The sequence below is a fragment of the Pseudoalteromonas sp. SR45-4 genome, from assembly GCF_014163535.1.
Classification (GTDB): Bacteria; Pseudomonadota; Gammaproteobacteria; order Enterobacterales; family Alteromonadaceae; genus Pseudoalteromonas; species Pseudoalteromonas nigrifaciens.
Map to the genome: position 1 here is coordinate 1 of NZ_JACJDO010000054.1, position 21,326 is coordinate 21,326.

Annotated in this window: 18 protein-coding genes; 6 read left to right on the forward strand and 12 right to left on the reverse strand. The window is 40.8% G+C overall.

Annotated elements, in window-relative coordinates; genetic code table 11:
- Positions 1-192: 192 nt before the first annotated feature.
- From H5058_RS16670 to H5058_RS16710, 9 genes are all read right to left on the reverse strand, one after another.
- The gene (locus H5058_RS16670) at positions 193-1,044 is read right to left on the reverse strand and encodes a Tim44 domain-containing protein (protein ID WP_182679098.1); all 852 of its coding nucleotides are present in this window, start codon (positions 1,042-1,044) and stop codon (positions 193-195) included.
- A gap of 160 nt (positions 1,045-1,204) precedes the next feature.
- Positions 1,205-1,960 carry a DUF3379 domain-containing protein gene (locus H5058_RS16675; RefSeq protein ID WP_011327647.1) on the reverse strand — a complete coding sequence of 252 codons (756 nt, stop codon included), beginning with the start codon at positions 1,958-1,960 and terminating at the stop codon, positions 1,205-1,207.
- Positions 1,960-2,475: a sigma-70 family RNA polymerase sigma factor gene (locus tag H5058_RS16680; protein ID WP_244181074.1), complete on the reverse strand. Its 516-nt coding sequence runs from the start codon at positions 2,473-2,475 to the stop codon at positions 1,960-1,962. Before H5058_RS16680 ends, H5058_RS16675 begins: the two co-directional genes overlap by 1 nt.
- A gap of 100 nt (positions 2,476-2,575) precedes the next feature.
- Entirely contained in the window at positions 2,576-4,222 is a 1,647-nt protein-coding gene (locus H5058_RS16685) for a BatD family protein (protein ID WP_182679100.1), read from the reverse strand.
- A complete protein-coding gene (locus H5058_RS16690; RefSeq protein ID WP_089367940.1) occupies positions 4,216-6,093 on the reverse strand; it encodes a VWA domain-containing protein in 1,878 nt (625 codons plus the stop codon). The genes H5058_RS16685 and H5058_RS16690 overlap by 7 nt, the downstream gene beginning before the upstream one ends.
- Entirely contained in the window at positions 6,093-7,079 is a 987-nt protein-coding gene (locus tag H5058_RS16695; protein WP_182679102.1) for a VWA domain-containing protein, read from the reverse strand. The genes H5058_RS16690 and H5058_RS16695 overlap by 1 nt, the downstream gene beginning before the upstream one ends.
- On the reverse strand, positions 7,072-7,506 hold the full coding sequence (locus H5058_RS16700) for a DUF4381 domain-containing protein (RefSeq protein WP_011327652.1): 435 nt from the start codon (positions 7,504-7,506) through the stop codon (positions 7,072-7,074). Before H5058_RS16700 ends, H5058_RS16695 begins: the two co-directional genes overlap by 8 nt.
- Positions 7,507-7,508: 2 nt before the next feature.
- Positions 7,509-8,453 (reverse strand): DUF58 domain-containing protein, encoded by a 945-nt coding sequence (locus tag H5058_RS16705; protein WP_086998270.1) that lies wholly within the window; start codon positions 8,451-8,453, stop codon positions 7,509-7,511.
- A 3-nt stretch (positions 8,454-8,456) separates the two neighbouring features.
- Positions 8,457-9,413 carry a MoxR family ATPase gene (locus tag H5058_RS16710; RefSeq protein ID WP_182679104.1) on the reverse strand — a complete coding sequence of 319 codons (957 nt, stop codon included), beginning with the start codon at positions 9,411-9,413 and terminating at the stop codon, positions 8,457-8,459.
- Between the two features lie 328 nt (positions 9,414-9,741).
- On the opposite strand from H5058_RS16710, the gene fadI reads away from it, so the two are divergent.
- Both fadI and fadJ read left to right on the forward strand, forming a co-directional pair.
- Positions 9,742-11,052: an acetyl-CoA C-acyltransferase FadI gene (gene fadI, locus H5058_RS16715; RefSeq protein WP_011327655.1), complete on the forward strand. Its 1,311-nt coding sequence runs from the start codon at positions 9,742-9,744 to the stop codon at positions 11,050-11,052.
- Positions 11,052-13,241 (forward strand): fatty acid oxidation complex subunit alpha FadJ, encoded by a 2,190-nt coding sequence (gene fadJ, locus H5058_RS16720; protein WP_182679106.1) that lies wholly within the window; start codon positions 11,052-11,054, stop codon positions 13,239-13,241. The genes fadI and fadJ overlap by 1 nt, the downstream gene beginning before the upstream one ends.
- A 342-nt stretch (positions 13,242-13,583) precedes the next feature.
- Here fadJ and H5058_RS16725 read toward each other — a convergent pair whose 3' ends face one another.
- Positions 13,584-13,970 (reverse strand): MmcQ/YjbR family DNA-binding protein, encoded by a 387-nt coding sequence (locus H5058_RS16725; RefSeq protein ID WP_182679108.1) that lies wholly within the window; start codon positions 13,968-13,970, stop codon positions 13,584-13,586.
- Positions 13,971-14,162: 192 nt separating this feature from the next.
- Between H5058_RS16725 and yeiP the strand changes: the two genes are divergently transcribed.
- Together yeiP and H5058_RS16735 are read left to right on the forward strand one after the other, a co-directional pair.
- The gene (gene yeiP, locus H5058_RS16730) at positions 14,163-14,735 is read left to right on the forward strand and encodes an elongation factor P-like protein YeiP (RefSeq protein ID WP_011327658.1); all 573 of its coding nucleotides are present in this window, start codon (positions 14,163-14,165) and stop codon (positions 14,733-14,735) included.
- A 139-nt stretch (positions 14,736-14,874) separates the two neighbouring features.
- A complete protein-coding gene (locus tag H5058_RS16735; protein ID WP_182679110.1) occupies positions 14,875-15,069 on the forward strand; it encodes a hypothetical protein in 195 nt (64 codons plus the stop codon).
- A gap of 23 nt (positions 15,070-15,092) precedes the next feature.
- Here H5058_RS16735 and H5058_RS16740 read toward each other — a convergent pair whose 3' ends face one another.
- Together H5058_RS16740 and H5058_RS16745 are read right to left on the reverse strand one after the other, a co-directional pair.
- Entirely contained in the window at positions 15,093-17,348 is a 2,256-nt protein-coding gene (locus H5058_RS16740) for a bifunctional diguanylate cyclase/phosphodiesterase (RefSeq protein ID WP_182679112.1), read from the reverse strand.
- Positions 17,349-17,412: 64 nt separating this feature from the next.
- A complete protein-coding gene (locus H5058_RS16745; RefSeq protein ID WP_182679114.1) occupies positions 17,413-20,136 on the reverse strand; it encodes an insulinase family protein in 2,724 nt (907 codons plus the stop codon).
- Between the two features lie 192 nt (positions 20,137-20,328).
- Between H5058_RS16745 and sixA the strand changes: the two genes are divergently transcribed.
- Complete coding sequence (sixA, locus tag H5058_RS16750; RefSeq protein ID WP_089367948.1) at positions 20,329-20,799, forward strand: phosphohistidine phosphatase SixA; 471 nt, start codon at positions 20,329-20,331, stop codon at positions 20,797-20,799.
- A 27-nt stretch (positions 20,800-20,826) separates the two neighbouring features.
- Positions 20,827-21,177 carry a RidA family protein gene (locus H5058_RS16755; RefSeq protein WP_011327663.1) on the forward strand — a complete coding sequence of 117 codons (351 nt, stop codon included), beginning with the start codon at positions 20,827-20,829 and terminating at the stop codon, positions 21,175-21,177.
- Positions 21,178-21,326: the final 149 nt, after the last annotated feature.

A 21,326-nucleotide genomic window follows, 5' to 3' on the forward strand; every position in this document is an offset into this window, starting at 1 on the left:
GGTTTTCAGTGAAAACAAGGCGAATTTACGCGTCAATAGCTGGCCTATTGCAAGTAAATTCAACGCAGTTAGCGCTGAAAACAGCTGCTTGAGATAAGTTTATTATCCGGAGCTCAGGTTAGTTAAATTATTTAACTAAAAAACCGCACAACCTTAGGTTAGTGCGGTTTATTTTTGCCTCGTATTTAGAGCCTATGCGTCTATTAAATCTTCAACGCCAACAATCAGCCAAGGTGCATCAGTAAGCGTTAAACGCTCTAAATGCCAAATTTCTAAAATAGGTTGTTCTTGTTTATCTGCTAAATCGCGATACTTACCTTTAAAGCGTACGCTTACTTGCCACTTGTCAGTCAGCGTATCTGCGCGTACTAGTTCTGCATCTATAAACATCACTTCAGTAGCTACGCTTGTAATTGCTTCGCGCTCTGCTTTAAATTCGGCCACTAATTCAGGGCTTAAATACTCAGCCATAGTGTGATAATCAGCTTCGTTCCACGCATTTTGTAGTGTGTGGTAATGCTCACGAGCACCTTGTAAAAAGCCGTTTGTATCAAAGCCAGGCGGTAAGTTAAAAGGCACATCGTCGCCGTGCGCAGTACTATTAGCAAATCCTGTACTTGTTGTTTGTTCATGCTCAATAGGTGCTTGTTTAAATGCATTTTGTGACATGCCAGCACTGGCCAGTTGAGGCGACTGCCTTGCGCGCATAAAGCCACGAACAAGTTTAAATATTATAAAGGCTGCACCCGCAAGTAAAATCATCTCTAGCAGCTGAAACCCTTCAAAATCACCACCTAACATAGCAGCAATTAAGCCACCAGCAAGCAGTCCACCAAATACACCCGCCATAATGCCTTTTTTATTAGATGCTGGCTTTGCCGCAGGCGCAACTGCCTTGGTATGTGTTTGTTGCTTTTGTGCGGTTTGTTGCGTAGCTGGAGTTTTACCACGTTTGCTACTACCAAACTTTTTACGTGCTTGTGCATCAAAGCTTGCAGTCATTAGCAAGGCCAACAAAGATAAAATAACGACAAAATTCTTCATGAAAATCCTTAAATAAAATAAAGTGTCGATTATACCTATAGAAATATTATTTACTTTAAAAATCAGTTGGCTGGTTGGTAATATTTAAGGGGCAGGAGTGAAATTATTAAATATTAAGCGCACCGCTTAGCAGATCTGAGCGGTGCGAGAAGCTACAAGGTTACAGCCAGCGAATAGCGCCAGAAACACGTTCATTATACATATTCACCGGCGCACCTAAGCTGGCAATTAATACGGTATCGGCTTGTTGGCCTCTATTAATATGGCCTTCAAATCTGTCATCATGAAAGTCATCAGAGCCCATTTCAAACACTTTATTTTTAGTCGGCACAATAAATACCGTCATAGGGCCAAAGTCAGATTCAAACACTAAATGTATGCCTTTCTCCCCTTTAAAGTCACAAAACATAGCGTAAGTAATTTTACCGGGTAGCTCACTTAATTGTCCGCCAAGTAAGGCGAGCTTTTCATTCACGCTTTGCAGGCTAATTGCTTGTGTTTTATCGAGAGAATTTATTTCGTGATAAACGTGGGCTAAAGCATGCTCACCTGCGCCATAGGTATTTTGCTCAGAACTAAAAAAGAATGCACTTATAGTAACAACAAACGAAGCGGCTAGGGCTAAATGTACTCGGTCAAACTTAAAGCGCGATCGCGATGCAATAACGTTTTTATTAGCCGGTATTTGCGCTTGTTGCTGTGCTTTTTCTTTTAAAGAGGTGTTTAAAAGAATTCGCTCGGCTAGGTTTTCAGGTACCGGAACGTCATTAGCTGCACTTTGTAAATATTTATCGAAATCTTTCATGTCGTTAATAAACCGTTGTCGCTCTGAGTTGTCTTTAGCAAACTCGGTAAGCTCATTGTCAATATCGTTTGGCTGCGCAATAGTGCGGCGACGAAACTCAAGCTCATCCATTATTTTGATGCCCCTTTAAGTTGCTCATCATCACGGCTTAAAGCCTCTTTAAGTTGGTTTCTAGCACGGTATAGGCGTGTAATTACCGTGTTTTTGTTTAAATCGAGTATATTTGCAATTTCTTCGCCTGAGCAGCCCATTACTACTTGCAGTAATAATGGCTCTTTGTATTCATCAGGCAAGAGTGCTATTTGGCGTTGAATAACAGTTTGCTCCATTTCATCGTCTAAAGAGTGGCTGGTTTCATCAACCAATAATTCATCTTCTATATCGCTATAATCAAATTGTTTGCGCTCAAATCGTCGCGCGTTTTCGCGACGTAAAATCGTAAGTAACCACGACTTTGCTGCTTTTTGATCCAGTAAAGAGTCGAGCGAGCGCCAGGCACGCAAAAAAGTCTCTTGTACTAAGTCATCGGCAATGTGTGGATCACGGCATAACCAATAGGCAAAGCGGTAAAGCTCTTTATGGTAAACATGAACCAAGGCTTCGTAGCGCTTTTGCTTTTGTGCCATATCAATTAAGACCTGATTATTCGATTTTTTATTTCCAAACATAAGTTCTTTTTTAGTTAAATATTATTTAATATAATAAAAGGTCTACACGCATTAAAATTTAATGGTAAAGGTCTTTTAATACAGCTTGTTGCGACTTTAATGTTTGAGCCTGATACTTTTTAAGTAATTTAACTATAGCTGTAAGATTGCTGGTTGTTTTTTTATTACTGTATAATTGTGTTTGTAACTGCATCACATTATTAGTTAGTTCTGCATCATTAATAGCACGGCATAAAGTATCAATAGCGCCCATATTTTGCTTAGTTACTGTTTTTGCATATATATTTAATGCGCTATAAAACATTTTTGCATCGTTTTTATTTGCTGCATGTAATAAGTTTTTCAAACTAGGCAGCGCGGGTGCTTCATCAGTTATAGTTGCTACATGCGCATTATGAGTAGAACGGCTTAACCAATAAAAAATTGCAGTCACAACCCATAATAAATAGCCCAGTACAGCAACAACTATTAACCATAATGGTGTTGAGCTTTGTATTTGCTGTGGGTTAGTTGCATCAACACTATTTTGTCCTGCTGCTTGGTTATTGGTATTTTGCGAATCATTTATAATTACAGGATTAGCAGCATTGCTACTAGGGAGCACAGTAATAGTGCGCTCTGGTAAAGTAGCAAAGCTAATACGATTTATTTTAGTGTTGTACCAAGGCAGTTTTATTTCGGGCAGCGTATAAGTGCCAGGTGTTTGTGGTAACAAAGCATAAGAGGCAATTTGCTGCGATACTACACGGCCATTACGCACCGCGTTGTTATTTTCTTTTTGGTCTGGGTAGCTACGGATCCCTGTAATATCGGGCATTGATATTTCGGGGAGTTGCTCTTTAGTTACACCAAGTGCCGTTAAGGTAATTGTGCGTGTGATAGGAGTGCCTACCTCAACAGTATTATCCTCTGGTTGCCATTGCTCATCTAAGCTTACTAACTCACTAGGCAGCCAAGCGCCATTGTAATTACTTGGAATAGGCTTTATTTCTATTTGCTGATCATTGCCAAGCGCCGACACTTCTAACTGGCGGTAATTTTGCTGCACACGGCCTTGAAAAGCAGGGCCGGCAATAGTGTAGTCACCACTTTTTTGCGGCTGAATTAAATACTCTCGAGTAATGACTAAATAACGTTTACCGTCAACCAGTTCATAATCCTCTGTTTGTTTACCCAATTGGCTAAGTTGTGCATTTTCCATGCTAGGTGTGCCTAAGCTGCCGTCAAGTAGCTCTTTAGCTAAATAAAGTTTAAGCGTATAAACACCGGCTTCTTGTACAAACAAAGATTTACTTGAGAGCGATGTTTTTAAAAATATATCGTTATTTTTATCGGCATCAGCTGCGCGCTTGGCAACTTTTAAAGTAATAGGCTGCGAGCTGAGCCCCGCAACAGTAAACGACGGTATAGTGTATTCGCCTTCGCGGCGGGTCATTAGTTTAACCGACCAGGTGGTTTGCTTGTTCATACTGCCATTTATAATATTGGTGCGGGTACTTAAGCTAGTAGGGCCAACCACAAAGTTTTTTAACAGCATTGAGGTATCGGGTTGTTCATCTTTAATTGTGTCGTCTACTGTAATATTAAGAATAAAAAACTCACCCGCTAACACCGGGTTTTTATTTACACTGGCTTCGAGTTTGGTGGCAGCCATCAATGGCATCGCACTTAATAGCAATAAACAGCAAAATAATCGCATTACCATGACTTTTCTACTCCTGTGGGGCGACGTTGATATTGTCTTTTTTGGGCTTCTAATTGCATTTTATTCCGTAATAAAATAGCGGGATCGTCGGGCACTTTTCGCAGCAGCTGGTTAAGCTGCTGTGCTTGTTCTTTTTCTTCGTTAGTCAGCTCACTGGCTTGTACTGCTTGCGCTTGTTGCTCGGCAGTTTGTTGTTGCTCGTCGGGCGCAGGTTCGTTTGCAGCCTGTGGCTCACTTTGTTGCTCAGCGTTATCATTTGGCTGTTCGGCTGGTTGATTTTCACTTTGCTCGTTTTGCGGCTCAGCTTGCATGTCAGGTTTATTTTGTTGATCAGCTTGCTCTTGTGCTTGCTCAGAGTCTTTATCCGATTTATCGTCACTGTTTTTTTCACTGTCGCTTTGCGCTTCGCCTTGCTCATCATTTTGTTGCTGATCTTGCTTGGCTTCATCAGAATTTTGCTGTTGGTTTTGCTCATCACTTTTTTGCCCGTCTTGTGATTCGCCGCCGTCTTGGCTTTGTTGCTCTTGCTGCTGATTCAGTAATTGCTCAACCAGTGCTTGGTTGTCTGCGGCTTGTGTAAAGTTAGGGTGTAATGCTTGAGCTTGTTGATAAGCATTAATTGCTTCCTCTAGCTTGCCCGCTTTAGCAAGTGCGTTACCAAAGTTATAAAAACCGGTTGCCGATTTATCATCACTAAATTGATTAACCGCGGCCTCAAAGTTCCCTTGCTGATAAAGTGCAGCGCCTTTTAATTGGCTCGATTGGGCTGTTATTGCTTGCTCATAATCTTTATTGTTATAAGCATCAAGCGCTCGCTGATCGGTGTTTTTTAAAACTGTGGGCAGCTCTACGGCATAGGCATTTTGCTGTGGTAAAAAGCTAAACACTAAAAACACACTCAGCAAAGCCGCACGTCTAAATAAATAAAGGCTTAAAGGTAGTAGCAGTAATAAGCCATAAATACCGGCGTCTATACGCCAAAGCGCATGGTTTTGTTTTTCATCTTTTAACAACTCACCATTAGCGCTAGGTGCAAAAACAGCAATGTCGGCGCTACTTGGCTGATAACTAGCAAATTTACCGCCGCTGTTTGTAGCTAAACTTTTTAGCTGGCTGGTATTAATAGTTGGCACTACAATTTGCCCGTAGTGGTCTTTTAAAAATCCGCCTTCGGGTAGTTTAATTGGCGCACCTTGGGCGGTGCCTACACCGTAGATATTTAATCGGTATTGGGTGTTTTTAGTAAAGGTGCTCACCTCACTTTGCTCTTGCTGATCAATGCCGTCGGTTATTAAAATAATATCGCCGTCTAGGTAACCGGCTTGTCCTAATAGCTCTTTTGCTATATCAAGGCCAGCTAAAACATTAGAGCCTTTGTCGGGCATTATTTCTGGGCTTAAGCTAGGTATTAGGTTTTCAAGTGTAGTGGCGTCGTTGGTTAGCGGTGAAATGGTATAAGCACTGCCTGCATAGGCTACTAGCGCTGTGTCGCCTTCTTTAAATAAATCAATCATATCGAGGGCTTTAAAACGCGCCTGCATTAATCTATTTGGTAAAATATCTGTGCTGTACATAGAGTACGACATGTCCATAACAATAACGCGAGCATTTTTGCTTTGAAACACAGGTACTTGTTTTTCTTCAAAGCTGGGGCCGGCACTAAATATAATCCCTAAGCTACAAAATAGCGCTAATAACCAAAGTGGCTGGTTAGTTTTAGTGCTTGCGTCGCTCATAATAAACTGTGCTAAATGCGGTGCAATTAGCTGCTCATTGGTGGCTTTTTTGCGCTTAATTAAGGCAACAAAAAATAACCCAACTGCGGGTATGAGTAACCACAAAATAGCAGGGCGAATAAATTCAAAATCCATTAGTTAGGCTCCTTTATTGCGCGCAGGGTTGTTAACATTACTTTTAAGCTAATTAATAAAATAGCGATTAATAACGGCAAGTAAAATAATGAGCTTTGCGGGCGAAAGGTTTGCTCATCTACACTAATGGGCTCTAATTTGTCTAGTTCGGCATAAATTTGCTGTAAACCGGCTACATCTTTAGCTCTAAAGTACAAGCCGCCAGTTTGCTCGGCTATGCGTTTTAATAACCCTTCATCTATTGTGTCGCCGCTCATACCGCCCATATTAAATAAACTAAACCCACGAGGATTATCTGAGCCAACGCCAATGGTATACACTTTTATACCATTGGCGTTGGCAAGCAGTAGGGCTTCTTCGGGTTGTAAATTACCCGCAGTGTTTTGCCCGTCGGTTAGTAGCACCACAATACGATTGCTTTTATCTTTGTTTGCAAAACGTTTTACCGACAACCCTAAAGCATCGCCAATGGCAGTGGCGCGGCCAACTAAACCAATTTGTGCCTCAGAAAGCATTTTACTTACGGTTTTTACATCACGCGTAAGGGGGGTTTGTAAAAAGGCGGTGTCGCCAAATAAAATAAGGCCGAGCCTGTCGCCTTGGCGCTGCTCTATAAAATCAGTTAATACCGCTTTAACCATAGTTAAGCGGTCAACATATTGGCCATTGTAAGCCATGTCTTGCTCGGTCATAGAGCCTGATAAATCAACCGCCAGCATTATATCGCGGCCTTCGTTTGGCATTGAAATAGGATCATCTAACCAAGTAGGGTTTGCCGCAGCTATTACCAGTAATAGCCATATAACCCACTCGAACGGGGTTAAGCGCCGTGCATGAGCTTCAACGCTTTGGCTGGTTAAGTTATGTTTGGCAAAGCTTGGGATCCGCAGTCGAGTGTGTGCATTGTTTACAGCCGGTTTTAGTAATAATAGTAATAAAGGCAGGGGGAGTAATATAAACAGCCATGGCCAGCTAAATTCAAACATTAACCACTTCCTTTAACTTAAATTGCTTAATTGCTTGGCGAAACTTATTTTCTAGCGCGCTATTGTTTTGCTCAAGATTATAAACACTGAGAATTTCTTGTTCACTAAAACTTAATCCGGTTAGTGTATTAAGCGTATTACACCACTGCTTGGTAGATTGCGTAGCAAGGCGTTTATCGTAATAGGCAATGACTAAGCGTTTTAAAATAATATGTAATTGCTGAGGATCAGTGTGCTGTTGGCTTAAATTAACCGCGAAGCGTTTTGGTTGTTTAAATTTATAACGCTTATAAGCCATATAAATTGCGGCGCTTAGCAGCAATAACAAAACGGCAATAATAACCCACCAAGCAGGGGCAAGTGGCCACCAATTTACTTGGCTTGGCGCTATTATGTCGTGTAGGCCATCAAGTGGAGACGTTTGCATGGTTATTTTCTCACTAATTGCAGCTCAAGCGGTGTGGCTGCATTGAATGATATTAAATTAAGACCCGATTTAGTTAAGCGATTAAAGCGTGTGCTAAATGCCTGTTCGGCATTTTTAGCAAAGCGCGCTCTAAAACTACTATCCATAAGTGGTAGGGCAAAGTCTTGGCCATTGGCGCTTACTGTAACGGCTTGTTTAAATGCCGGTAACTGATGCTCAAATGGATCGCTTATGTGGCAACCAATTAGCTCGCAGTGACGGCTTAGTATTTCGAGCTGTTTAAAGCTGGCGTCGTCTAGGGCATTAAAGTCAGAAATTAAATACACTAAACTACCGGGTTTAGCCAAATGGTTAAGGCGCTTTAAGTTATCGCTAAAGTTGTTAGTGGCTTGCTCGTCAATTGCGTTAAGGGCTTGCTGGTGGCTATCACACAAATTATGACACAGCTTTAATACCGCTTTTTCACGGGCGCTGGGCTTGAGTTCTAAATGAGAGTGCTGATTAAATACAATGCCACCAATACGGTCACCACGTTGGCAGGCCGACCAAGCAACCAATGCGCTAATGTGCGCGGCTTGCACCGATTTTAATAACAACTGCGAGCCAAATAGCATCGAGTTTGAAAAATCAGTAAAAATAAACACTGGGCGCTCTTTCTCTTCTTGAAAAAGCTTAGTGTGTGTTTCGCCAGTGCGCGCAGTTACACGCCAATCAATAGAGCGAATATCGTCGCCTTGTTGATAGTGGCGTACTTCAGCAAACTCCATACCACGGCCTTTATGCGGCGCAAGGTATTGCCCGGTTAAGGTGTTTTTAATTTTTACTTTAGGAGCCAGCTCTAGCAATTGCGCTTTGGCTTTGTAATACATCAGCTCTTTAAGCGCTAAATTTACACCGTGGCTATGGCTTTGTGCAAGCCATGCTTGGGGATCTAATGGTGTTTGCATAAGTTACGGTACGGCTACAAGTTCAACAATACGGCTAATTACCTGATCTTTAGTAATGCCATCGGCTTGGGCTTCGTAACTTAAAATAATACGATGGCGCAATACATTATGTACTACTGCCTGAATATCGTCGGGCGCTACAAAATCGCGGCCTTGCAACCAAGCATGCGCACGGGCGCATTTATCAAGGGCAATAGTGGCACGTGGGCTAGCACCAAACTCAATCCAGCTACCTAGTTGTGCATCTAACTTAGCGCCTTCACGGGTAGCTATAATAAGCTGCACTAAATACTGCTCAAGTGGTGGTGCTAAATAAAGGCCTAAAATAGCTTTACGAGCGGCAAATAAATCGCTTTGACTAATTTTTTGCATTACCGCTTGTTGCTCGTTTAATGCTTCGCCTCGGGTTAAACGCAGTATGTCTAATTCGTGCTCTGCGCCGGGGTAACCTATACTCAAATGCAGTAAAAAGCGGTCAAGCTGCGCTTCAGGTAGCGGGTAAGTGCCTTCTTGTTCTAGCGGGTTTTGTGTGGCCATTACTAAAAATAGGTCACTTAGCGGATAAGTATTTTTACCCACAGTTACTTGGCGCTCTGCCATGGCTTCTAATAAAGCTGATTGTACTTTAGCTGGGGCACGGTTTATTTCATCAGCTAAAATAAGATTATGAAACAGTGGGCCTTTTTCAAATACAAACTCACTGGTTTGCTGGCGATAAATATCAGTACCAGTAATATCGGCAGGGAGCAAGTCGGGCGTAAATTGCACCCGCTGAAACGAGCCTTCAATGCCTTTAGCTAAGGCGTTTACGGCGCGCGTTTTTGCAAGGCCAGGAGGGCCTTCTACTAATAAGTGGCCGTCAGCTAAAATGGTAATAAGTAGCGCTTGAGTAAGCTCTGGCTGGCCAATAATTTGTGTATCTAAGTACGTTTTTAATTGTGAAAATGCGTTAGCTGCCATAATAAATAGACTGTCCTCGTCAGCTGGAATAATACCAAAGTTATTTGGGTACGAAATACTGACCTAGTTATAAGGTTTAAAATTGGATAACTCAAGAGTTAGACTGTATTTTTAAAAATAGTTCGTTATTTATTAACGACTTTTAGCCTATCACAAAACTTTGTAAATGCGTCTAAAAAAGCCTATTGTAGTACTTATATAGTAGGTCTTAGAGAATTTTATTTGCCTACTAATCGATAAATTTCAGTTTATCTATTGGCTTTAGTACACGGGTTGTTTAGAATCGAGTAAAACAAACAGGTCAGACCTGTCAGCGGGAGCATAATTAATGTCTGAGCAAAACATACTTAAAACACCAAAAGGCGATCGTATAGCCATAGTTAGCGGCCTACGTACACCTTTTGCCAAGCAAGCAACTGCGTTCCACCATGTACCTGCACTTGATATGGGTAAACTTGTGGTTAACGAAATGCTTGAGCGATTAAATTTCAACAAGTCAGAAATTGATCAACTTGTATTTGGTCAGGTAGTACAAATGCCAGAAGCACCAAATATAGCACGCGAAATTGTATTAGGTACTGGCATGCCGGTATCGGTTGATGCGTATTCAGTTTCACGTGCCTGTGCGACTAGTTTTCAGGCTATTGCCAACGTTGCTGAGTCTATTATGGCCGGCTCTGTTACTGTAGGTATTGCGGGCGGCGCCGATTCTTCATCGGTACTACCCATTGGCGTGAGCAAAAAATTAGCTGGCAGTTTAGTTGATTTAAATAAAGCGCGTACCTTAGGTCAGCGCTTAAAAATATTTTCAAAGTTGCGTTTAAAAGATTTATTGCCAGTGCCTCCTGCAGTTGCAGAGTACTCAACAGGCCTTTCAATGGGGCAAACTGCTGAGCAAATGGCTAAAACACATAACATTAGCCGTGAAGATCAAGATGCATTAGCGCATCGCTCGCATTCATTAGCAACCCAAGCATGGGCAGATGGAAAATTAAAAGATGAAGTAATGACGGCGCACTTACCGCCATATAAAAGCTTTATTGAAGAAGATAACAACATTCGTAAAAACTCAACGGTTGAAGGCTACGCTAAGCTTAAGCCAGTATTTGACCGCCAACACGGTACAGTAACTGCAGCAAACGCCACCCCATTAACCGACGGTGCAGCTGCGGTATTAATGATGAGCGAAAGCAAAGCAAAAGCACTGGGTTACGAAATCCTTGGTTATGTACGCAGTTTTGCGTTTTCAGCCATTGGTGTTGAAAAAGATATGCTTATGGGTCCAGCTCATGCCACGCCTATCGCACTAGATAGAGCGGGTATTACCCTTGCCGACCTAGACTTAATAGAAATGCACGAAGCGTTTGCATCGCAAACACTCGCTAACATGAAAATGTTTGCCTCAGATAAGTTTGCGCAAGAGCACTTAGGTCGCAGCAAAGCGATTGGCGAAATTAACATGGATAAGTTTAACGTATTAGGTGGATCGCTTGCTTATGGACATCCATTTGCAGCAACCGGTGCTCGCTTAATTACGCAAAGCTTATACGAGCTTAAGCGTCGTGGTGGCGGTTTAGCATTAACAACAGCCTGTGCTGCAGGTGGTTTAGGTGCAGCTTTTGTATTGGAGAGTGCGTAATGTCAGATTCAGTATTTAATTTAACGGTTGATGAAAATAAAATCGCCGTAGTAACTATAGATGTGCAGGGCGAAAAAATGAATACCCTGCGCAGTAGTTTTGCCGATGATTTAAAAGCCTTACTAGCCGAAGCTAAGCAGCAGTCTGTAAAAGGCATGGTATTTATTAGTGGTAAAAGTGATAACTTTATTGCTGGCGCTGACGTTAAAATGCTTGATAGTGTGCAAAAGCGTGAAGATGCTTTAGCTATTAGCGAGTTATGTCACCATGCATTTTTTGACATGGAAAACCTACCTTTTACTACTGTTAGTGCTATTCATGGTGCAGCTTTAGGTGGCGGGTTAGAGTTTGCACTAGCCTGTGATTATCGCGTAGGCACCGACAGTGGTATTACCATAATTGGTTTGCCAGAAGTGCAATTAGGTTTATTACCTGGCGGTGGCGGTACTCAGCGTTTAACTAAAATAATTGGCATTCAAAAAGGCTTAGAATGGATGCTAACTGGTAAGCAAATTCGTGCAAAGCAAGCTAAAAAAGCCGGTGTATTAGATGATTGCGTACCACATAGCGTGCTATTAAAAGTAGCGAAAGAATTTGCCGCTAAAGGCAAAGCACCAGCTAAAGAGCCAAAACTCGACACCGTGAGCAAGCTGCTAGAATCAAATCCGTTTGGCCGTAACTTTATCTTTAAAAAAGCAAAAGAAAACGTCATTAAACAAACAGGCGGACATTACCCTGCGCCACTTTTAATTATTAAAGCAGTACGTGCAAGCGTAGAGCTCGATAAGCTAAAAGCGTATAAAACCGAAGCGGAAAGCTTTGCAACGCTCGTAATGAGCGACGAATCAAAAGCGCTGCGCAGTGTATTTTTTGCAACCACAGAAATGAAAAAAGACTGGCGTAACGACGACGCACCAGTAATTAACAAAACCGCAGTGTTAGGTGGCGGACTAATGGGCGCAGGTATTGCGCACGTAAGTGCCGTTAAAGCTAAAGTACCGGTACGTATTAAAGATGTAGCAGAGCAGGGCATTAGTAATGCAATGAGCTATACCTATAAAATTTTAGATAAGCGCTTAAAGCGCCGCATTATGTCTAAAGCCGATATGCAGCTAACAATGAGCCGTATTACAGGCGCTACCGATTACAGCGGTTTTAAAAATATAGATTTAGTAATTGAAGCGGTATTTGAAGATCTTGAGCTTAAACAAGGCATGGTTGCTGATGTAGAGCGTGAATGCCAAGAAAATACTATTTTTGCGAGCAATACCTCGTCATTACCTATTTCGCAAATTGCAGCTCAAGCTCAGCGCCCTGAAAACGTGATTGGTTTACATTACTTTTCACCAGTAGAAAAAATGCCACTGGTAGAAATTATTCCACACGCAGGCACCTCAAAAGAGACCATTACTCGTGTGGTAAACTTTGCGCGCAAGCAAGGTAAAACACCTATTGTAGTAAAAGATACCGCCGGCTTTTATGTAAACCGTATTTTAGCGCCTTACTTAAACGAAGCGGCTAACTTAATGCTAGCAGGCGAGCCAATTGAAAAAATTGATGCAGCCTTAGTTGAGTTTGGTTTTCCGGTAGGTCCACTGGCATTACTTGATGAAGTGGGTATTGATATTGGTTCTAAAATTGCGCCAATTTTAGAAAAAGAGCTAGGCGAGCGTTTTAAAGCACCCGATGCATTTACTCGTATGATAGAGTCAAAACGCCTTGGTCGTAAAACTGGTCGTGGCTTTTATGAGTATGATAAAAAAGGAAAAAAGGTTGATGAGTCAGTTTACGAACTACTAAACGTTACCCCAGCTCCACGTTTAAATAAAAGCGAAATTGCCAAACGTTGTATCGCACAAATGCTAAATGAAGCGGTTCGTTGTTTAGACGAAGGCATTATTGCCAGCCCACGTGACGGTGATATTGGTGCTATTTTTGGTATTGGTTTTCCACCGTTCTTCGGCGGACCATTTAGCTATATGGATAAACTAGGCGCAAGTAAAATAAGCTCAGACATGTCTACATTAGGCAGTAGCAATGCAATTTTTACCCCTTGCGACACGCTTGTAGCAATGGCAGAGTCAGGTGCTAAGTTTTATGCCGCTCAGCCAAGCGCAGAGCCAACAGTTGAGTCGGAGCCTGCAGAGCAAGCCACTGACGATGCTGCAGCGCCAAGTGCTAAAGAATAAGTAAATAAGCATTTACTAATAAAAACCGCATTTTATATGCGGTTTTTTTATGGCTAAATTATTTAAGCGAAAGCCTATTAAAAAGTTTACTAACCACTCAAATTATTAAACTCACTAAATATCACTCGAATAAGTAATAAACCATACCCTTAGAGAGTATTGTCTACCACTTGAAAGTGGGTTTTTGTACTTGCTGATATTTAAAGGTAAACGCTGTGTGTTGAAAAGTGTTTTGGCATCGAGGTATATAACAGGAAGTTTGAATTTAGCTTTAGGGGGGCTAAATATTGGTAATAAATACGCTTGAAGTACTTCAAGCGTATTTAAAATAAAATGGTATATTTAAAGATGGGCGGCGATAATTCTTTTATCTTTTTCAGGCATGTTATCTACCACTAAATCAAATGAATTATCAATCATTCGCTTAATCTCATTTTGCGGTATTGTGCCATCTAGTATTATGGTATTCCAAAGGCGTTTATTCATATGATAGCCAGGGATCACTGCAGTAAACATATCTCTTAATGCTAGTGCTTCGTCGGGGTCACATTTTAAATTTAACCACCAAATAGGCTCGCCATTGGCGTCGTTATTTTCATCATTACCCAGTGCAAGGGTGGCAAACATTTTATGGTTTACCTTGTAAACATCAACTTCTTTAGAAAAAGGTTGGGTTACTTTAACTAGTGGTTTGTTAACTAAATACTCATGTACAGTTTGTTGGTCCATGATCCATTCCTTGAAGTCATACTCGATGAAACTACCATAACAGTTTTTTTAATGTTTGATTATATGTATTTTTGTAAAAATCATAATTTTATGAGTTAATCCAAGGTATAGCGGGGTTTTGAAGCAGTTTTAGTTGAACAAAATCTAGTTCGTGGTATGTTTCTCAGAGTCAAAAATAATAGGAATATATTCATGCCAAAGGCGAGTGAAGTTAAAAAAGGGACAGCCATTGATTTTAATGGTCGCGTTTTAGTTGTAAAAGATATAGTACGCTCAGTTCCACAAGGTCGTGCTGGTGGTAGTTTGTACCGTATGCGTTTATACGACGTAGTAACGGGCAGCAAAGTGGATGAAACATTTAAAGACAGTGATATGTTAACACTTGCTGATTTAACTCGTCGTGAAGCTATGCTTTCGTACATTGATGGTGACGAGTATGTGTTTATGGATAACGAAGATTACACGCCATATAATCTAAGTAAAGATGCGATTAGCGAAGAGATTTTGTTCGTAAATGAAGAAACTCAAGGCGTGCACGTTATTGTAATAGATGGCGCACCGGTTGGCCTAGATTTGCCATCAAGTGTTGAACTGGTTGTGGAAGAAACCGACCCATCTATTAAGGGTGCTTCGGCGAGTGCACGCTCAAAGCCGGCGCGTATGTCTACAGGGTTAAATATTTCAGTTCCTGAGCATATTTCTACAGGCGATCGTATTCGTATCAATACTGCAGAGCATAAATTTATGGGCCGTGCTGAAAAGTAAGCGCCTAATTATTTATATTAAAAAGCCGACTTGTTCGGCTTTTTTTATTGCTTAGATTCAAATAGTAAGTGCATAGCTTTAAAAATAGTCATTTTATGGTTAAAATACGCGGCTTGTTTTTACAGGTTTAGGTATTGCTTTGATTTTTGTTTTATTAAGCGCAGTGTTTATAGCGATTATGTATTTAGAGGCGATTAAAAAGGGTATGCCGGTTAAGCGTTGGCTGTTGTTAGCGGGTTTACTTGGGCCGGTTGCATGGTGTTTGTTTAATTTACATTACCGCCGTGCGTTACTGCGAAGTGTAGGTATTAACCCTTGCATATGGCATCCTTAATTTTTTATTTCTGTTTTTTAATTTTAATTAGTGGCAGCCACTTTTTTAATCGGACTAATTAAACTAGGTACAGACTTGTTGTGCTGGAGTTTTAAAAATTCGGTAAACTCATCTTTTGATAGCGGCTTAGAGTAATAGTAGCCTTGTACTGTTTCACAGTTTAATTGTTTGAGTATTTCTATTTGCGACGCTTGCTCTACGCCCTCTGCAACCACATGTAGGTCAAGGTTATGGGCAATAGTAACAATTGAGTCGACCATATTGCGGCCGCGCTCGTTTTTCATGTCATCGATAAAGGCTTTATCAACTTTAAGCGTATTAAGCGGAAACTGCTTTAAATAGGCCAGCGAAGAGTAGCCGGTACCAAAGTCGTCCATTGCTAAATGAATACCTCGGGCGCTGAGTGAGCACATTATTGCGATAGCATCTTTAGGGTCGTCCATTACCGTGCCTTCGGTAATTTCTAGCTCTAAAAAGTAAGAGGGCAATGCATTTTTTTGTAAAATCACATCAATACGTGTTGTTAGGTCGGGTAAACTAAATTGCTTTGCCGATAAATTCACAGCAACTCTGCCATTAAATAAGCCCGCATCAAGCCACTCTTTTACATCGCGACAGGCTTTATTTAAAACCACTTCACCAATTTCTATTATTTGCCCTGTTTCTTCTGCTATTGGGATAAAAACACCCGGGCTAATAATGCCTTTTTTAGGCGTGATAAAGCGTACTAAGGCCTCCATTCCCACAAGTTTACCAGTATGAATATTCATTTTTGGTTGGTAATACACGGCAAAATGATTTTCTTTTAAACCAAAGCGCATTAGGTTTTCTATTTGCAGGCGTTTTACGGCTTCACGGTTCATGGTGTCATTAAAAAACAGATAACTATTACCTTTCTTTTTAGCGTGGTACATAGCGGTGTCGGCATTTTTTAATAGTAGTTCTGGGGTATTGCCATCTTCAGGGAACAACACAATGCCAACGCTTGAGGTAATGGCGAGCTCATGTCCTGCCATTTTAAAAGGTGTAGCAATAGCCGCTAAAAACTGTTTAGCGGTGCGGGTAATCGTATATATGTCGTTAGTATCAGACATTACCAGTGCAAACTCATCGCCGCCTAAGCGATAAAACACGTCATTCTCGCGAGTGAGCTTATTTAGCCGCATAGCGAGTTTAGCTAATAAGCTGTCACCTAGTTGGTGCCCTAAAGAGTCATTTATTTTTTTAAAGTTATCTAAGTCGAAAACTAACAAAGCATGGTGCGAGTTTAGTTGCCCTAATTTTTGTAAGTCGGTAAAAAACAAATTACGGTTAGGCAGGTTGGTGGTGCGGTCTCTATTGGAGAGGTTATGCAGTTGCGATTCGGCTTTTTTACGCTCGGTTAAATCAGAGTATACAACGACATAGTTAGTTATTTGGTTTTGATCATTTCTAATTTCATCAATCGAAATTTCTATGGGTAATAAAACATGTGCACTATTGCGTAATTTAACTTCTTGTTGCAGGCTATCTCGCTGGTATACGGTTTTTTTAATAGTGTTAATGTAACTTTTATCGTAGCCGGGCAAATTAAAATCTTTTTTAAGGTACTGCTCGCGCACGCCACCAAATAAGGTTAAAAAGCTGGGGTTAATATCGACTAACTTAAAGTTTTTATCGTAAATAGCCAGGGCATCGGTTAGCGATTCAACGCATTTTGCAAAAAGGTTTAAGCGCTCTTCGGTTAGCTTTAATTGTGAAATGTCGCGCACTGTGCCTGTCATACGTAGGGGGCTAAGGTTGGTGTCTTTTTCTATTATTTTGCCGCGGTCGAGTACCCATAGCCAGCCGCCAAAATGATCTTTAATCCGATAAGTCGCTTCAAAAAAAGGAGTTTGTTGAGCAAAGTGTTTTTTAAGTAAATATTCTACTTGGGTAATGTCGCTTGGGTGAATAAGGCTTTTATTAGGTGGAAACTCTGTTGATAATATTGAATCCATTAAGTACTTATCGTTAATACGAAGTACTTTACCGGTTTTTATATTCCAATCCCATAGGGTATCGCCACTGCCTTCAACAGTGCTTTTTAAGCGTTGTTCAGAAAGCATAAGTTGATAGCGCGAGCGCTTAAGCTTATATATAACCGTTAGCATGTAGCATAAAACAAGCACAATTATTGCGCTTGCCGTAACTGCAACGGTATTTAAATTTAAGTTAAAAGTTGCCTCTAAGGCATATAGGCTATGCGAGGCAACTAATAGGGCTAATAGTAAGCTTATTTTTATTATTATTGTGATCATTATTTTTATTGTTTTTATAACATTTAATTTTCAAACGACAATCTAAATCAAGCGTTACTCACTGTCAAAGAGAATGCGAGCAAAGGGCCTGATTATGCGCTTTATTGGGCTTTGCAGAGCTTAAAAACTCATATCTAGGTCTATTTTCACTAAAAAGGCTTAGCGCGTATGCTTTTATATCTGCAAGGGTTAATGCATTTAATGCATCAAGCAAGCGTTGTTGCATATGAAACTCGTGATCGCGATTACCAATAGCTAACCATAATCGTTGCGAGCGCAGTCGCAGGTTTTTATCTGCTTCGGCTATATGTGTGGTTAGACCGTGCTTTTGTTGTAACCAATCTTGTGGGGTTAAATTATCGATATTGGTCAAATAGTCATGAATAAAGTTATTATGGCGCTGCAGTATTGTTTTGGTTTCAAACTTGGGTGATTGCACATAAAAAACAATGCCCGCGCGGGTGTTAAAAGGCGCGTAACCGGCACCAACTAAATAGCCTAATTGTTGCGTGGTGCGTAGTTCGTTAAAATAATCTTGATTGATTAGATGATTTAGCGCCATCATTTTTACTTTTTCACTTACACAGTCGGTTTGTGCTTGATAGTAAATAAGCATAGCGTGATCATTACAAGGAAGCGTTAACTCAAAGCGCGTTACTTTGTTAATTTCAAATAATGGCCGTGTTAAATCGGCTATTACAGCGGCGCTTTTTAAGTGCGCGGCTACTTTTTTCTGAAAACTAATTGCATCAGCTTGTTGCCAGTTACCATGTAAAAATGACTCTACATGCAGGGCTTTAAAAAAGTCTTGTCTAAATTCATTAAATTGCTGAAAACACGTGTTTTTTAATGCGTCAGCCAACTCGTCTGGCTGTGGATTCCACGGCATTATTTTTGCGCCTAACATGCTAAACAGCTCACCTACGGGCTTATTTTGATTACTGTTACGCCAATGCCTTACTAATTGCTTTTTATACTCGGCAAAACGTTTAGAGCAAATTTCTACGTTAAATAAAGCATCAATGAGTTCATCAACCAGCTCTAACTGGCTTGATGAGAGCCCCGCTGTATGTAGTGTTAACCCACCTTGATGAGACGTTAAGTGATAACTAAGTCCTGCAAGTTCGGCAGGGTAAAATTGCTCGCTAACGCTATCCATAAATAAATCAGAAAAGAGGCGGGTAAGTGCCATGTGCTTTACATCTTTTATTGCAAAGTCTGAGTCCATTGCCAAGTAAAAATGACCTTTGGCAACGCGAAAGGTGTTGTCTTGTTTAAACCAAAAATCAAAACCAGGCTCTGTGACTATTAGCTCAGGTTTTGTTTGTGGCTCAATTATATCAAACAGCTCAACGTCTTTGGTTAAATAAGGATTAACAACAGGTAAGCGCATTTCATTGAGTGGTTTATTAATGTTACTTAGTGCATCGAGCCAACTAGTCGAAATTTTTTCAACCTTGTAAGGTGTATTATACCAAGCTGCTTTATGTTGAGGCTCAACCCCGGGGTGAATAAGTACCAAGCGCATATTGTGTGGCTTTAACCATTGCATGGCCATTTCATGGGTGGCGTGTTTAAAGCCTTCCATTAAATAGTCGCCTTGTAAGTAGTTAGGCTGATCGTAATGTTGCATATTAATGCTTAAGTTACTTACCCAGTCTATTAAGCGCGATTGTTCTTGGTTATCGAAGGCAATTTGCAATAGCTTCTTTTTATCTTGGTATAAGCGCGGTAGCTGTTCAATATTGTTATTAATGAGGCAAATATACTCAAAGATCATTTCAATAATATCTTCAAAGTATTCAATACCTTCATCCGTTAGTGCCATACTAATATTAAAGTCTTTAAAATTACTGCCATTTATACCACCCCCAGCAGAAAGTGCATTTATCCAGCCTTGCTGTTTTAAAATAGAGTATAACGAGCCCGCACCTTCATAACCGAGTAAGTGTGCAATAAAGCTCACTGTTTTGTGACGATAAAAGTCATCAATATTAGGCATTGCAAAGCTCACTATAAGCTTTTGCATATGCTTATGAGGTTCAATGTGCAGCAGTTTTCCTAGGTCTTGCGCTCGGTATAGCGGCGCACTAATTGCGGGTTTTGGTTGCTTGGCGTTACCACAAACCGCAGTAAAGTATTGTTTTGTCCATGCTTGGAGAGTGTCGAGCTCCTCATTAGCGCATATGACCAAAGTCATGTATTGAGCTTGGTAAAACTGCTTAAAAAAGTCTCTTAGCTCGTCGCTAATGCAGCGCTCTCTGTCGGCTAATGTTTGTAAATTACCTACCGAAAATTTAGCAAAAGGGTGAGCCGGATTAACCGTTTCTTTATGTACTTGGTATATACGACGGCCGTCGTCTTTAATTTTTAATTTAAATTCTGCTTCTATCGCGTTACGTTCTTTTTCTGTTTCTGCAGCATTTAATAATGGCGCAATAAAAAACCGGCTAAATTGCTTTAGCGCATGTTCAAATTCTTGATTATTAATGTCAAAAAAGTAGCAAGTGTGCTCAGTTCCGGTCCAGGCATTGGTATTGCCGCCCGCTTGTGATACAAAATTATTAAAGCTACCTGAGTCAGGAAATTGATCTGTGCCTAAAAATAGCATGTGCTCTAAAAAGTGTGCTAAGCCTTGTCTATCAACAGGGTCGTCAAAATGTCCAGCATTAACAGCCATAGACGCAGCGGCTTTTGTTGCATCTTTATCTTGCACTAAGAGTACTTTTAGACCATTGTCCAGTGTTAGAGCGCGGTAGGCTCTGTTATCATTGCGACTGATATTCAAATGATGCTCCTGAAACTAAATGTTTACTTGTTAACAACAGATGATAACTTCAGGACAGAGAAATACAGCGATAAGATTTACCTGAATATCATGACAGAACTATTTAAGAAATAAATAGTGTTACCTTGTTAATATAGCGGAAGAACGGGCAAATTGGCTACTGTTTTATATTCTTTAATTGGTTGATTTATTATGAAAACAATCTTAATAATGCGCCACGGCGAAGCAACGCCAATGCAGGCCGATGATGCAGCGAGACAGTTAACCCAAAAGGGTCATATTGAAGCTGAAAAAATGGGGCTGTGGCTGGCAAAAAACTATTCACCCGATGCGCTGTTAGTTAGTCCTTACATTAGAGCTCAACAAACAGCAAAAGGGGTTGCTAAAAATAACACGTTTAAATTTAGCGAAACCTGCAAAGACATTATACCTGAAGGTAAACCGCAAATTGCAGCCGATTACATCGAAACGTTAATAGCGGCGCATCCTGCGTGTAATACTTGGCTAGTAGTGGCGCACATGCCCATAGTAAGTTATTTGGTTGATCAGTTATGTGTGGGCCATATGCCTATTTTTAATACCGGTGCAGTTGCCGTAATTAATTATAATGAGCAAACCCAGCGCAGCGAATATAAAAACATAAATGCGCCTGACACTGTTTAATGCCAAACAATTTGGAAAATATAAATTATGACAATTGAACGCCTTCAAACTAATGCGCGTATGAGCCGCATAGTAAAGCATAACGGTATTATTTATCTGTGTGGACAAGTTTGTGCAGACGCTGAAAAAAATATTAAAGAGCAAACTCAAACTATGCTCGATAAAGTAGCTACTTTACTAGATGAAGCCGGCAGCTCGAAAGAGAATATGCTAAGCGCGACTATATATGTAAAAAGCATGGAGTATTTTGCTGAGATGAACGAGGTGTGGGATGCCTGGGTACCTGAAGGCTATGCCCCTGCACGCGCCTGTGTTGAAGCTAAAATGGCTCGAGATGGCTTGCTTGTTGAAATTTCGGTTGTTGCTGCAGTTAAGTAATTAGCAGCTATTAAGCTGCTAATCTTTTGTTTGCCCAGCGAAGCTGGCAAACCCGATAGGCTGAAAGATGCCTTATCACCCTGACTAAGGGGAAGATAATCTGAATGGCAAGGGCGTCACTGGCCAACGGTGGGGTCTGAAGGAAGCCA